The sequence below is a fragment of the Ureibacillus sp. FSL W8-0352 genome (genome assembly GCF_038004345.1).
Classification (GTDB): Bacteria; Bacillota; Bacilli; order Bacillales_A; family Planococcaceae; genus Ureibacillus; species Ureibacillus thermosphaericus.
Genome location: NZ_JBBOQT010000001.1, coordinates 2,449,578 through 2,464,277 on the forward strand (window position 1 = coordinate 2,449,578; position 14,700 = coordinate 2,464,277).

Genomic DNA, 14,700 nt, shown 5'->3' on the forward strand with positions numbered 1-14,700 from the left:
ACAAATTAAAATACGAATATTTTATAGAAAAATTATCATAAATGTACGTATTTAGGCAAGAGAATTCCTTTCTCCTAACATGCGTACTGCATAAACTTCATCACAAAAGCCTTTGAGGCCGTTGTACACTCTATTTAATCTTGATTCGCTATCAACAAACCCAAAAACTGTTGGACCGCTTCCACTCATTAGTGCGGCATCTACACCGAATCGGATCATTTGATTTTTAATGACAGCTACTTCTGGATATAGAGAACATGTAACAGATTCAAGAACATTTCCTAAAGACTTGCACATTAAAGAATAATCTTTATTTTCCAAAGCAGTCATCATTTGTTTTGTGTTAGGATGTTCTATATTTTCTAAATTCAGACCTTCATAAATTTTTGCAGTCGATACTCCAATTCTAGGTTTTGCAAGTATTACCCAACAAGAGGGAGGAGCAGGCAATGGTTGAATTTTTTCTCCCCTACCCGTAGCTAAAGCTGTACCTCCATATACACAAAACGGAACATCGGAGCCAATATTAGCTCCTAACTCTGCCAAAGTATCAATCGATAAATTTAAGTTCCACAGTTGATTCAATCCTCGAAGCGTAGCAGCTGCATCACTACTTCCTCCAGCCAGTCCAGCTGCAACAGGGATTTCTTTATGAATCGTAATGGTTGCTCCTTCATGAACGTTATATGTATTTGTTAAAAGTATTGCTGCTTGATATGCAAGATTTCGATCATCTTCCGGTACGATGCCACTTGATGAATGAATGACAATTTTTCCATCGTTCCTTAATTCAAGCCCAATACGATCGGCTAAATCAACTGTTGTCATGACCATTTCTACTTCGTGATATTGATCGGGACGTTTATAAAGTACATCAAGTGTTAAATTTATTTTTGCAGGTGCTTTAATATAAAGCATTCTGATCCTCCTAACAGCTCCTAATACAGGGAAATTTCTTCCGTATATTGTACCATAATGATGGTATCACCATAGATGTTAAATATTAAACATAGAAGTATTAAATAATTTTTGAAAAATGAAAAAATGCCAACAGCCCTTTTAAGAGCCATTGGCCATGTCAACACTACTTATTGATGCTATTTTGGTTCGCTTGCTGTGCTAAACTTTGTTCAGCCATTTCAATTGCTCGCTTCACCATATTACCTGCATCTCTGGCTCTAATTCCGCCCCAACCTTCTCGTTGGACTACATCATAGAAACCGAGCTCTTTTGCAATTTCCTCTTTAAGACGACTCGACATGATCCCGTTTCTTCGTGCCATAGAGATTTGCCTCCTTCAAATAAGTAGGTTGACATCCGTAGTATGCGCAGGTTCATAAAAAAATTGTAGACAAAGTCGATGCAAATATCGGCTTTGTCTACAATTTACAACAAGGCAGAAAATTATTTCACTGCAAGTGCTTGATTATTGTCATCTAAAAAAGTAATTTCCACAGCTTCAGTTAAAATATCAGTGTAACTATAAGAAACACGTTTACAAGCACTATCCTTTTGATCGAGTTCAACAACAAAAACAGCATTGTACGTTTCGCTTAAAATCCCATTGCACTCCATCGTTTTTTTCCGGCCACCATTTGCTTTTAATCGCAAAGGTTTCCCGATGTGTTCATCCAATGTTTTTTTAATCTCAGCTAATGTTTTTGGCATTTCCTCATACACCTCACTATATACTAGTATAGACTAGAAATGCCATTCTGTCAATAAATTATAATATTTTATCAGCAGACAAATATTTTTGTCAACTTATTTTTTTATAAAAATTAAGTTTTCGTCATATTTTTTGTAATGTTTCCCACTAATTACCTAAAATGTGGTAATAAAGCGTCTGAAAGTTTCCCGAATTCTTCAATTGTCAATGTTTCGCCTCTTCTGGTAGGCTCAATGCCACATTGATTCAATGCATCCACAATCTGCTGTTTCTTTTCCTTTCCTGATGGAAGTCCAGACTGTAAATTATTTAAAATCGTTTTTCTTCGTTGAGCAAAAGAGGCTCTAGCTACAATAAATAAAAAGTCTTCATCGATTACTTGGATTGGCGGCATGTTGCGCATCGTTAGTCGAATTACTGCTGAATCTACATTTGGTTGCGGCATAAATACAGTCTTTGGCACCGTCATTACAACCTCTGCTGTCGCATAATATTGCACAGCAATTGATAACGAGCCGTAATTTTTTGTTCCTGGTTTTGCCGTTATACGGTCTGCCACTTCTTTTTGCATCATGACTACCAACCCTCGTATCGGTAAGCGGTCATGCAACAATTTCATCAATATTGGGGTTGTTACATAATACGGAAGATTTGCAACCACCATAATATCTTTGATTCCCTGCATCTCTTCTTCTATAACCTTTGCGACATCCGCTTTTAAAATATCTGAATGAATTACCTTTACATTTGAATAAGGACTTAATGTATCTTCCAATACAGGTAATAGACGGCCGTCAATTTCAAATGCAACGACTTTCTTACAATTCCTTGCTAAATGCTCTGTTAATGCTCCAATGCCCGGTCCAATTTCAATTGCCCCGCTCTCTTCACTCAAGTTTGCGTAACTCACAATATTCCGAAGAATATTTGGATCAATAATAAAATTTTGTCCCAAACTTTTTTTAAAGGAGAATCCGTATTGATTTAATATTTCTTTTGTTCGTACTGGCGTTGCTATGTCTTTATACATTTTGTTCCTCCTGATCAATTTGCGCTATCGCTTGTGAAAATTGCTCAAAAGTGATTTGAAACATGATTAATCGCTTATGCAATTGTTTTCCATTTGTCAATCCAATATTTAGTATTTCGCCTAACCGAATTCTGCGATTCTTTGCTAGCGGATGGCCAATGAGGCGGGCACTCATTAAATCTCCAATGGTTATCTCTTCTTTTAAAGGCTTTTCTGTAATGGGTGTATATACATTTTTTAATGCTTGACGTATATCATCATCACTTGCATGTTCAATTCCAAGACCTTTTCCGTTTTTAGCTATACATTTTTCTTTTGAAAGAAAGGCATGTTTTACTCCTGGAATACGCTCCTCGATAATTGCTCGAATTCTTCTACCTGGATAATCAGGATCTGTGAATACAATAACTCCACGTTTTTCGTGAGCATGTTGAATGCGGAGTATTGTTTCTTCAGAAATAGCAGAACCATTAGTTTCAATCGTATCTGCTTTTACTGCTCTTTGAATAGCAATAGTATCATCTTTACCTTCGACAACGATGATTTCTTTAATTTCCAACTTTGTTCCTCTCTTCTACTTTTATCTTGGACAATTGTACAAAACATCAACCTTTTTCACAAGAAATGTTCGTTTAAGATTACTGCTCTTCTGCAATTTTAAAAAAAATAAGGCTTTCCCGTTTTTTAAAAACAGGAAAGCTCAATAAAATTTAGTCTAATACTTTAATTCGTACTTTTTTACGACCCCATTGAATAGCTTCTTGCTTTGATTGTACAAGTACGTCAATTTTATTTCCTTTAATCGCACCGCCAGTATCACCCGCAATAGCATATCCATATCCCTCAACCCAAACTTTTGAACCTAAAGGAATTACATTTGGGTCTACTGCAATTACTTTTAAGTTCGGATTGCTACGCAAATTAATTCCTGCAGCGGATGTACCGGAACAACCATCACAGTATGGAGTGTATGCAGTAGCAGTTACATAAAACTCTTTCCCACTTTCGCTTGTACCACGAGATACTTTAGCTGTTACTACTTTAGTTCCCACCGCTACCACTTTTGCTTTAGGTTTTTCGATAATTTGTTCATTCTTTAAAACCTTTTTGACTACTTTTCCATTTTCTTTCGTAATTTCATATGTTCTTGATACTTTTCCTTTTTTTCCTTGTGAAATTACTTTTTCTCTGCCTTTCAACAACGAAGAATCTGATCTTGTTTCTACTGGATAGTTAATTTCTTCCTCCACTACATCGGTAACTTTTTCTACGCGAACAATCGTGACTTCGTCGTTTGGTTTTAGCTTATCACTTAATTTTTTTTCGACACGATCTAGTTCATTTAGTGTTATCTTTTGTTGCTTTAAAAAGTTAGCGACCGTAGTGGAAGTGGACCACACTTGCTTCATTTCAGTTCCATCAACAAGTGTTACCTGAAACGCTTTATTAATTTTAATTTGATTTTCATCACCTAAATCTTCATCCAAAGGAATAGAAACTTCATCGTATTCGGCTACTTGAATGTTTGCTTCACTCAAAATATTTTTGACTTTCGTTTCGGTTGTCCAAATCTCTTGTTCTTTTTCATCGATAATAATTGTTACTTGTTTTGCTTGAATCCACTCAATCTCCATTCCCGATGTAATTTTGGCATCAAGTGAATAAGATAATTTATCATGCATCGATATTTCAATATTTTCATCTTTCAATAATTCTTCAACAGTTTTTGCATGAGTTAATATTTTCATTTCTTCACCATTTGCATGTATTGTCACAGGCTTTTTTGTTCCTTGATACAAAACAAAGGAAATAACTGCCACAAACAATACCATAAACAAAATGGTGACCACTGATTGTTTATACTTGATCCCAAACAAAATTTTCCTTATGGGATTACTTGACATTTAAAAACGCCTCCTTAACACTCGTTGGATTATACGGGCAACTTCTAATTATGTCAACTAAAAAATTTTTTAGTTTAGTATTTTAGTAACTTTAAACCCTATTAATCTGCAGTATTGGAGGCTTTTTTAAAATTTATACATTTAGCTTAAAAATCTTGATTGCATTTTCAGTCGTTGCCTTCGCAACTTCTTCAACCGACATCTCTTTTAACCGAGCAATTTCTTCTGCAACTAACGGTACAAAAGAAGGTTCATTTCTTTTTCCTCGATATGGATGCGGTGCTAAATAAGGTGCATCTGTTTCGATTAATAGATGCTCCAATGCAATTTCTTTCGCCACCATTTTCGGCAAGCGGGCATTTTTAAATGTAACAGGCCCACCTAAACTAATCATAAAATTCATTTTGATGCATTCCAGTGCCGTTTCGACGCTTCCACTAAAACAATGCATGATGCCACCGACCGTTTGAGCGTTTTCTTCCTTCAAAATTCTTACAACATCCCCCGTTGCATCACGATTGTGAATAATGATTGGAAGATTAACTTTTTGCGCCAAACGAATTTGTTGTCGAAATAGTTCTTGCTGTACTTCTTTCGGTGACTTATCCCAATAATAATCCAATCCCGTTTCACCAATGCCAACGACTTTAGGGTGATGGGTCAACTCTTCAATCCATGCTAAATCTTTTTCTGTGCAATCGATTGCGTCTACTGGATGCCAACCAATTACTGCATATATAAATTCATATTCCTCTATGAGTTTTATTGCTCGCTCGATCGTTATTCGATCAAAGCCAACAACAATCATTTTTTCAACTTTTGCAGCTCGTGCTCTATCAATTACTTCTTGTAAATCTTCTTGAAATTGATCTGCATTTAAATGAACATGTGTGTCAATAAACATTTTGATTACACCTACCGTCTATTTTATTGCTAACGAACATTACTGACTTAACAAAAAGATTACAATTCGATTACAAGAACCCAATCTTATGATATTTACCTTATTTTTTCGTAATAAATATAGTCTATTCATACTAAAAGGTTTTCATTTAATTCCAATTAACCACCAAAATCGTTATGTTAATATAATTAATTAAAATGAGTTTTGAACAAAAATGCCTGTTGAATCATTTCATCAACAGGCTAATCACATTATTTTACTTTCGCACCATTTTCCAAAGCAGAATCTACTGTCGCAATTTTTAACACACCATCATGAGAACCAGCTAAAATCATACCTTGAGACAACTCGCCACGAAGCTTAACTGGTTTTAAATTGGCCACAACAATTACTTTTTGACCAATTAATTCTTCAGGTTTATAATGCTCAGCAATTCCTGAAACTACTTGACGTTGTTCATAGCCTAAATCCACTTGAAGTTTAAGTAGTTTATCGGTTTTCGGAACTGGCTCACATGCTGTAACAGTACCTACTCTTAAATCGAGTTTTAGGAAATCTTCAATTGTGATTTCCGGCACTTCAGGAGCTTCTATTGGCTTTTTCGTTTCTTCCTCTTGAGGAGTTTTTACAGAAGCTCGCATCTGCTCACGAATATATTCTATTTCTACTTCAGCGTCCAATCTTGGGAAAATTGGTACTCCTTTTTCTACCACTTTTGTATTTTCTGGTATAACATTTCCGAACTCTTCAATCGTTTCCCAAGCCAATAATTTTTCATCTAAACCAAGTTGTTCCATTATGCGTTTTGGCGTTTGTGTCATAAACGGTTGTAACATTACTGCAATATGACGTAAACTTTCGGCCAAATTATACATTACTTGACCTAATTTGCCATGGTTTTCGTCATTTTTTGCCAACACCCAAGGCTCTGTTTCATCAATGTATTTATTTGTTCTTGAAACAAATGACCACAATTCTGCTAATACAACACTAAACTGCATTTTATCCATGTTGGCTACATATGCAGCTTTTGTTTCTTTTGCGTGAGTTTTTAATGATGCATCAAATTCTGTTTCTTCTAAACCTTTTGTTGGTATGATTCCATCAAAATATTTATTAATCATTGAAACCGTACGATTCAATAAATTACCTAAATCATTTGCTAAATCATAGTTTGTCCGCTCTACAAATGATTCTGGAGAAAATACACCGTCTGCCCCAAATGGTAATTCGCGAAGTAAGAAGTAACGCGTTGCATCCAATCCGTAACGATCAATTAACATTTCCGGATAAACAACATTCCCCTTCGATTTCGACATTTTTCCATCTTTCATCATGATGAAACCGTGAGCAAATACTTTTTTCGGAAGCGGTAATCCCAATGCCATTAGGAAGATCGGCCAATAAATAGTATGGAAACGAACAATATCTTTTCCTACGACATGAACATCAGCAGGCCAATACTTATTGAATAATTCTTCATTATCCGAACCATATCCAAGAGCAGTAATGTAGTTTGTTAGCGCATCTACCCATACATAAATGACATGTTTTGGATCTCCTGGTACTTTAATTCCCCAATCAAAGGAAGTTCTTGAAACAGAAAGATCCTCTAATCCCGGTTTAATGAAGTTATTAATCATCTCATTTTTACGTGATTCCGGTTCAATAAACTCTAGGTTTTCTTCATAATATTGAAGTAAACGATCAGCATATTTTTGCATATTAAAGAAATAGGATTCTTCTTTCAACTTTTGAACAGGGCGTCCACAATCTGGACAATTGCCTTCAATTAGCTGAGTTTCTGTAAAGAAAGATTCGCAAGGAGTACAATACAAACCTTCATATTCTCCTTTATAAATATCTCCGTTGTCTAAAAACTTTTTAAAGATTTTCTCAACACTTTTTACATGACGTTCTTGTGTGGTTTGGATAAAATCATCATAAGAGATATCCATTTTCTTCCACAATTCTTTTGCTGCTTTAGCAATTTCATTCACATATTCTTGCGGATGTTTTCCAACTTCTTGGGCTTTTTGTTGAATTTTTTGTCCATGCTCATCCATTCCTGTTAAGAAACGAACATCATATCCGCGCAATCTTTTATATCGTGCCATAGCATCAGATGCCACAGTTGTATATGCTGTACCAATATGAAATTTTCCGCTTGGATAATATATTGGTGTTGTTATATAAAACGTTTTCTTCTCACTCACCTAAACTGCCTCCATTGTCAACTATATATAGTATTTATTGTAACGATTAACTATTTCTGTTTCAACGCTAACATATTATACTAAAGTTTTGACGAATTTTTCTAATTCAATCAATCAAAAAATCAATGGAACTTTTTGTCTAAATACTACGTTTTTAATAATATTCTTTAACGAATAATACTTTTTTAATAAAAAAAATGAATTTTTATAAATTCTTTTATTAAATCTCAAAACTTCAATGCTAATTTATTGACGTTTATTCCTTTTATTGGTATTATTCTAGACAGACAAAGAATAAATGTCGAATTTTGGCGAATACGAGATTTATTCTAAAATTATGACTCATTTATAGGAGGAAAACATTGTCATGAAATCTACAGGTATTGTTCGTAAGGTTGATGAGTTAGGTCGTGTAGTGATTCCAATTGAGCTTCGACGCACACTTGGCATCAATGAAAAAGATGCACTAGAAATCTACGTAGACGATGATAAAATCATCCTCAAAAAATACATGCCTAACATGACTTGCGCTATTACTGGAGAAGTTTCAGATCAAAATTTCCGCTTAGCTGGAGGAAAATTAATTTTAAGTCCAGAAGGTGCCGAAATTTTACTGAAAGAAATTCAACAACAGTTAAACAAATAAGTTGAATATGGGGACGTGTCTGATAAGGCAAATCGCTCCTCATACGACACTAGTGCATTTTTATCTATCAGAGGAACATAACTTCGATTTTCGAAGAGGGTTGGGGCTGTCCAGAAAGTCGAACACTTTCTGAACAGCCTTACTTCTTATAGTAATATTCTCTTAAAAACTTTGCTCCTGCGGTGATCACACCAAACGCGCCTCCTCGTCGCAATTTATCTGCGGCGAAAGCTCTTGCGACAGCCGCAAAGGGGGCGTCTCAAAATGACTTTTTTTCAGACGCCCTCCTTCTTTTTCATAAATGATATTGCTGATAAACCTCCCTTTTTGGAAGACCTCTTAATTTAGCCACTTCTTTAATTGCCTCTTTTGAAGAAAGTTGTTTTTCTCTCATTAGTAAATCAACGTGTTCTTGAATCGTCATGTTTGTCCAATAAGCATCTTCATTGTTTTCTTCCACTTCATTTTGCGATCCTTCAATAACGATACAAAATTCCCCTCTCACTTCATTCTCTTCTGTCCATTGAATTGCTTCTTCTACAGTACCTCGTAAAAACTCTTCAAATTTTTTTGTTAACTCTCGTGCTAAAACAATTTTCCGATTGCCTAACTCCGCTGCTAAATCTTTTAATGTATCTTTTAGACGATGGGGTGCTTCATAAAAGATTAATGTTTCTTTTCGATTTTTGAGATTAGATAACTGTTTTTTTCGTTCTTTTTTGTTGCGATTTAAAAAACCGAAAAAGTAAAATGGTTGAGGCGTTAAGCCAGATGCAATTAAAGCTGACATGGCTGCATTGGCACCTGGTATAGGAACTACTGCAAAATCTTCCTCAATCGCTTTTTGAGCAATATCAGCACCGGGGTCAGATATGCAAGGCATCCCCGCATCACTTACTAATGCTACTGATTTCCCATCTTTTAACCACTGCAATATTTTTTCTCCTGCTTGTTCTTGATTATGTTCATGATAGCTAACTAACGGTGTCGTAATGTCGTAATAATGACAAAGTTTTTTCGTATTTCTTGTGTCTTCTGCCGCAATGATGTCCACTTCTTTTAAAATGCGCAATGCCCTGATTGTAATGTCTTCTAAATTTCCAATGGGCGTTGCAACTAAATATAAACAACTGCTTTGTTCATACATGCTACTTTTTTGAGATTTCATTTTTTACATCTCCCAATATATTTCAATTTTTCGCTACGTTTTAATTGTTTAAAGGCGTATTCAGCTCTCATTGCTTGCTCTTTTGTTTCATAAATTTCATAATATATGCATTTTACCGGCCGCTTTCCTCTCGTATATTTTGCTCCTTTGCCCGCATTATGCTGATTCACTCTTCGTTCTAAATCATTCGTATATCCCGCATAAAAAGATGAATCGGCACATTCCAAGACGTAAAAATAATGTTTATCCTTTTCCACCATATAAGATTTCACTCATTTCAGCTGTATACTGATTGTTGTCATCATATACATACAGAGGAGGCAAAATTTTTAAATCCGGCTTGCCATCTTTGATTCCCTCAATCAACAACATATTTGCTTCTTTCCCCATTTTCGGATAGATAAAGCGAATTCGTTTCGGTTCTAAACGATGTTTCCGCATAGAAGTAATAATATCAAGTAATCTCCCCGGTCTATGTACAAAGGCTGCTTTTCCGCCTTGTTTCAGCAACCTGCTTGCCGCATGAATTGCCTCATCCAATGTAAGCAATACTTCATGGCGGGCAATCGTATAGTGCTCGTTTAAGTTTTTATCGCTTGATTCAATATCTAAAAAATACGGTGGATTACATGTCACAGCATCATATTTTTCAATGCCGAGTAGCGGAGGAATGTCCTTTACATCTCCATGAACCATTTGAAGTTGATTTTCTAATCTATTGTATTGAATACTTCTTACTGCCATATCATACAGCCGCTCTTGAATTTCCACTCCAATAATCTTTGCTTTTGTGCGAGTGCTTAAAAATAAAGGAATAACACCATTTCCTGAGCATAAATCGACAATTTGTCCCTTTGAAATAGGAATGTTAACAAACTTCGCTAATAAAACGGCATCTAAAGAAAAAGAGAAAACGGAAGGACTTTGAATAATTCGTAAATCCTCTGCTAATAAATAATCTAACCGTTCATCATCCTTTAACCAATCTTCCACACTTACACACTCCTCATGAAAATAAAAGACTGTACCCAATTCGGGTATCAGCCTTTACATTAAACATTTTTATTAAAAAACGATAGACAAAACAAGCAGTCTTCACCCTTGCGGGAACTTCCGAAATGTACATTGCATACGTGAAACCCTTCTTGATATAGTCGAGCTAAATTATCATATCCTTCCCCAATATCTAAATAGCTTTTCTTTTCACCTTGTTCAGAAGTTCCTTCTGTTGCTTTCGAAAGTTCTTCTAGTCGTCTTCTTAAATGAAAGTTTTCTGTTTGAAGTGACTGATGTTCTTCTACCATATGTGCAACAAATTTTTTTAACTCGTTAAACTGCTGTTGTAACGTCTCTAGTTGCTGTTCAAATTCCATTATAGAATCCAAAAAATTACGGTCCCTCAACCAAGCCACCCCATTAGTTTTAATCTATATCAGATTCTTTTCACACTCGAGTATTTCCTCCAGCGTATATTCAACGGTGCGTTCAAGCTCTTCTAAATATACTTGAATGACTCTTTCTAGCACATTGATTCCAACGACTGTTCCAATCCCATCAGGAGTAATAGTTGTCTCGCCAATATCAGGCATTCCATCTTTCGCTGTTTCGTAATCGTCATTTTCATATTTTAAACAGCACATAAGACGACCACATAATCCTGAAATTTTTGTCGGATTTAATGATAAATTTTGATCTTTCGCCATTTTAATTGAGACCGGATCAAAATCTCCTAGAAATGTTGAACAGCAGAGCATTCGACCACAAGGACCAATACCTCCAAGAAGCTTAGCTTCATCCCTTACACCGATTTGGCGAAGTTCGATACGAGTTCGGAAAATCGCCGCTAAATCTTTCACTAATTCACGGAAATCGACTCTTCCCTCTGCTGTAAAATAAAAAATCACTTTATTTCGATCGAATGTATATTCAACATCAACAAGTTTCATCTCCAGTTGATGTTCAGCAATTTTTACATTCGCTATATCAAAAGCTCGTCTTGCTTCAGCTTTGTTTTCTTCCACTTGGATTTTATCTCGCTCTGTAGCAGGACGTAAAACTTGCTTTAAAGGCAAAACAACATCATTTTCACCAACTTGTCTCATTGGAACAACAATTTTTCCATATTCGACACCTCGAGCTGTCTCAACAATGACATATTGGTCTTTTTCAAGTTGATATTCTCCAGGGTCGAAATAATATATTTTACCCGCCCGTTTAAAGCGGACACCTACCACATTATACAAAGGAATACCCCTCCTGCAATTTCAGCATAAGCTGTTCCATTAAAAGCGTGCGATTCATATTACGACCTACATTTTGTCTTGCTTGTAATATTGCTTGCATTTGATTCGACAATTGTTCGAAAGTAGAAGATAATGCAATTTCCTTCCATGTATCTACCATATCTGGATAGGTACAAGAACTTTCAGGGTTTGCCTTTATAGCTACAATATCACGATAAGCTAACAGAAGTAAATCAAGACTGAGTTCAAAATCACTTTTATCTTTTACATTTGGAAGCCATTCATCATATACAATTAGCATGGCTTCATTGACATTTTTTCTAACAGTCTCAACTAATTTTAACACTGTTTTTCTCGCTAGTGCAAACTGCTCATCTTGTGCTAAAGCAAGACCTTTTTCAAGACTATTTGTCACTTGACTGACAGTTGATGCCATGGAAAACGTTAACCCTTGCTGTTGTAATTGTTGGACTAAAAAGTCTTTAGGAATACTTGAAAATTTAATATGCTGACAACGTGATTGAATCGTTGACAATATCGATTGATATTGCTCCGTTAAGAGTATTGCTGTCACTAATCCATCTGGTTCTTCTAAAAATTTTAATAATGTATTACTTGCAGCATTATTCATTTTATCTGCATGATGAACTACATAAATTTTTCTGCCTTCTTCCATACCTGTTTTTGTCATATTTGATATTAAATCACGAATTTGTTCAACTTTAATAAATTGACCATCAGGTTCTATTTGCAAAACATTGGGATGATTGCCTGATTCTATGCGTTTACAATTTCTGCATGTTTCACATGGAACATTTTTCGACGGACTTTGACATAACATTAATTTAACAAAAAACTTCATTACTTCTTTTTTGCCTGTTCCTCTTTCGCCTTCAAAAATATAAGCATGTGCAATACGTCCCTTTTCAAAAATCATTTGTAATTGTTTTATGACGATTGGTTGCAGCTTCATTAGCTCATCCACTGTATCAAGCATTTCTTTTCACCTTTTCTTTAATCAGGATGTCTTCCTTCATTTTCTTTAGAAAAAATCCCGTGTCTATCACCATGGTAAAAGACACGGGTTTTACATATATAAATTAATTAACAAACCTTTTATTTCGCCAATTTTATCAAGCAAATCAATCGTTTCTTTTTCTTCATCTAATAAATCTTGAGCTAGTTCAACTAAACGTTCATCAATTTTCTTAATAATTTTAAGTCTTCTACCTTCACCAAATCGATTCCAAGTGTGAGACTGTTTTAGTTCAAGGCCATATTCAACAGCTTCTTGTAAAAATCGCCTCACAAGCATCTTAAATCTCGCTAAATCTCGCAAGTTTCTTGACCTTGCTACTCGATCACCTGCAGCGGAAATATCTCCTAGCAATCGAGTTAATTGCTCACTTTGCAGTTTCTGTCCTTGCTTCACAACCAATTCTCCAAAGCGTTGATTTGCCTCATTTGGTTGCTTCATTTCATGTATATTTGTTTTGATTCCAACTCGTAAATCTTGATTAATTTTCACTTCATTCAGCCCTCGCTCACTTTTTCATGGGATTTGGCAAAGTATAAGCTGTTAAAAGTGGTGATATTCGTCGATTGGTAAAACAAATACCGTTGCACCACCAACCTCCACCTCAACCGGATACGGAATATAGGTATCTGCATTTCCTCCAAGAGGTGAAACAGGAGTGACCATTTGTTCCCTTGCCCGACAATTATCTCGAATAATGTCTAATACCTTGGAAACATCTTGATCGTCTACACCAATTAGAAAAGTAGTGTTACCTGAGCGCAAGAATCCTCCTGTACTCGCTAACTTAGTCGCACGAAAATTTTGCTTCATTAAGGCATTTGACAGTCGATTATTATCTTGGTCTTGAATGACCGCAATTACTAATTTCATACGCATTCACTCCTAACTTGCGTGTTTTTATTATACCATACATTACATGTTCCCTTCATTTCCTTGTTCTTATGACAAGAATAAATAAATAACTTTTTAGCAGTTAAGAATATTTATGTTTAAAATATGGAAATTTATATTATTTTATTGAAGATTCCTTTTTATCATTACAAAATACCTTTATTAACAAAGTAAATCCAATTCTCTATTACTCTTACCCAAAAAAGTTTATTCTACACAAAGGGCTATATCCCCATCATCCTTATGCAGTTATTTTACGCAAAATAAAAGGAATGCGTTCTTTTCATTAGAATGCATTCCTTTTGGTTGTATGAAATTGGTTTTGAAAAACATTAGAGAACTCGAAATCATTAACTTTTGTCTTTTAAGAATGGTAATACAATATTTATTACCTCTTCTAGTACTACTTCAATTTCATTTTCTGCATTAATGGCCTTTATTCTTTCTGGAAACTGTTTAAGTAGTTTCAAATAACCTTCTCTTACTTTTAAATGAAATTCCAATGATTCTAAATCTAATCGGTTGACTTCTCGTTCACCATCTTTTTGTATTCTTGAAAGTCCAATTGTTGGTGATACATCTAAATATAACGTTAAATCAGGGAAAAAATCACCGATAGCAAATTGATTGATTGTATATACTTCTTCTATCCCCAATCCTCTTGCATATCCCTGATAAGTAAGGCTACTATCAATGTAGCGGTCGCATAATACAATCGTTCCTTTTTCCAACTCAGGTATGATTTTCTCAACTAAGTGCTGCCTTCTTGCGGCAGCATATAAAAGCGCCTCTGTCTTTGCATCCATATTTACATTCTTTTTGTCTAAAATTACATTTCGAATTTGTTCTGCTATATCAATTCCGCCAGGCTCTCTCGTACAAACTACGGAATATCCCTGTTGAATTAAATATTCTGCCAATCGTTTAAGGATTGTACTCTTACCTGAGCCTTCTCCACCTTCAAAACTGATTAAATAACCCACAAGTCTA

Annotated in this window: 18 protein-coding genes; 1 reads left to right on the top strand and 17 read right to left on the bottom strand. The window is 35.2% G+C overall.

Annotated features, from left to right (window positions below):
* Positions 1-51: 51 nt before the first annotated feature.
* The 8 genes from ispE to metG form a co-directional block, all read right to left on the bottom strand.
* Positions 52-918, bottom strand: a complete 867-nt coding sequence (gene ispE, locus NST98_RS12380; protein ID WP_340715241.1) for a 4-(cytidine 5'-diphospho)-2-C-methyl-D-erythritol kinase — start codon at positions 916-918, stop codon at positions 52-54.
* A gap of 166 nt (positions 919-1,084) precedes the next feature.
* Complete coding sequence (locus NST98_RS12385; RefSeq protein WP_016838854.1) at positions 1,085-1,282, bottom strand: small, acid-soluble spore protein, alpha/beta type; 198 nt, start codon at positions 1,280-1,282, stop codon at positions 1,085-1,087.
* A 122-nt stretch (positions 1,283-1,404) separates the two neighbouring features.
* On the bottom strand, positions 1,405-1,668 hold the full coding sequence (gene veg, locus NST98_RS12390) for a biofilm formation stimulator Veg (RefSeq protein WP_016838855.1): 264 nt from the start codon (positions 1,666-1,668) through the stop codon (positions 1,405-1,407).
* A 152-nt stretch (positions 1,669-1,820) separates the two neighbouring features.
* A complete protein-coding gene (gene rsmA / locus NST98_RS12395; protein ID WP_016838856.1) occupies positions 1,821-2,699 on the bottom strand; it encodes a 16S rRNA (adenine(1518)-N(6)/adenine(1519)-N(6))-dimethyltransferase RsmA in 879 nt (292 codons plus the stop codon).
* Entirely contained in the window at positions 2,692-3,258 is a 567-nt protein-coding gene (gene rnmV, locus NST98_RS12400) for a ribonuclease M5 (protein WP_340432590.1), read from the bottom strand. The genes rsmA and rnmV overlap by 8 nt, the downstream gene beginning before the upstream one ends.
* 151 nt (positions 3,259-3,409) lie before the next feature.
* A complete protein-coding gene (locus NST98_RS12405) occupies positions 3,410-4,603 on the bottom strand; it encodes a ubiquitin-like domain-containing protein (protein WP_340715242.1) in 1,194 nt (397 codons plus the stop codon).
* A gap of 133 nt (positions 4,604-4,736) precedes the next feature.
* The gene (locus tag NST98_RS12410; protein WP_016838862.1) at positions 4,737-5,507 is read right to left on the bottom strand and encodes a TatD family hydrolase; all 771 of its coding nucleotides are present in this window, start codon (positions 5,505-5,507) and stop codon (positions 4,737-4,739) included.
* A gap of 251 nt (positions 5,508-5,758) precedes the next feature.
* Entirely contained in the window at positions 5,759-7,723 is a 1,965-nt protein-coding gene (gene metG, locus NST98_RS12415) for a methionine--tRNA ligase (RefSeq protein WP_340715243.1), read from the bottom strand.
* 367 nt (positions 7,724-8,090) lie between these two features.
* On the opposite strand from metG, the gene NST98_RS12420 reads away from it, so the two are divergent.
* Positions 8,091-8,369 (top strand): AbrB/MazE/SpoVT family DNA-binding domain-containing protein, encoded by a 279-nt coding sequence (locus tag NST98_RS12420; protein ID WP_016838867.1) that lies wholly within the window; start codon positions 8,091-8,093, stop codon positions 8,367-8,369.
* A 295-nt stretch (positions 8,370-8,664) separates the two neighbouring features.
* On the opposite strand, the gene rsmI is transcribed toward NST98_RS12420, so the two are convergent.
* From rsmI to tmk, 9 genes are all read right to left on the bottom strand, one after another.
* Positions 8,665-9,537, bottom strand: a complete 873-nt coding sequence (rsmI, locus tag NST98_RS12425) for a 16S rRNA (cytidine(1402)-2'-O)-methyltransferase (protein ID WP_340715244.1) — start codon at positions 9,535-9,537, stop codon at positions 8,665-8,667.
* A complete protein-coding gene (locus NST98_RS12430) occupies positions 9,534-9,797 on the bottom strand; it encodes a GIY-YIG nuclease family protein (protein WP_016838871.1) in 264 nt (87 codons plus the stop codon). The genes rsmI and NST98_RS12430 overlap by 4 nt, the downstream gene beginning before the upstream one ends.
* Positions 9,781-10,530, bottom strand: a complete 750-nt coding sequence (locus tag NST98_RS12435) for a tRNA1(Val) (adenine(37)-N6)-methyltransferase (protein WP_016838872.1) — start codon at positions 10,528-10,530, stop codon at positions 9,781-9,783. Before NST98_RS12435 ends, NST98_RS12430 begins: the two co-directional genes overlap by 17 nt.
* Before the next feature lie 59 nt (positions 10,531-10,589).
* The gene (yabA, locus tag NST98_RS12440; RefSeq protein ID WP_340715245.1) at positions 10,590-10,940 is read right to left on the bottom strand and encodes a DNA replication initiation control protein YabA; all 351 of its coding nucleotides are present in this window, start codon (positions 10,938-10,940) and stop codon (positions 10,590-10,592) included.
* Between the two features lie 24 nt (positions 10,941-10,964).
* Positions 10,965-11,780 carry a PSP1 domain-containing protein gene (locus NST98_RS12445; RefSeq protein ID WP_016838874.1) on the bottom strand — a complete coding sequence of 272 codons (816 nt, stop codon included), beginning with the start codon at positions 11,778-11,780 and terminating at the stop codon, positions 10,965-10,967.
* On the bottom strand, positions 11,773-12,777 hold the full coding sequence (gene holB, locus NST98_RS12450; RefSeq protein ID WP_340715246.1) for a DNA polymerase III subunit delta': 1,005 nt from the start codon (positions 12,775-12,777) through the stop codon (positions 11,773-11,775). Before holB ends, NST98_RS12445 begins: the two co-directional genes overlap by 8 nt.
* Before the next feature lie 90 nt (positions 12,778-12,867).
* Positions 12,868-13,308 (bottom strand): YaaR family protein, encoded by a 441-nt coding sequence (locus tag NST98_RS12455; protein ID WP_168412545.1) that lies wholly within the window; start codon positions 13,306-13,308, stop codon positions 12,868-12,870.
* A 51-nt stretch (positions 13,309-13,359) separates the two neighbouring features.
* On the bottom strand, positions 13,360-13,689 hold the full coding sequence (locus tag NST98_RS12460; RefSeq protein ID WP_340715247.1) for a cyclic-di-AMP receptor: 330 nt from the start codon (positions 13,687-13,689) through the stop codon (positions 13,360-13,362).
* Positions 13,690-14,060: 371 nt separating this feature from the next.
* A complete protein-coding gene (gene tmk / locus NST98_RS12465) occupies positions 14,061-14,693 on the bottom strand; it encodes a dTMP kinase (protein ID WP_340715248.1) in 633 nt (210 codons plus the stop codon).
* Positions 14,694-14,700 lie beyond the last annotated feature (7 nt).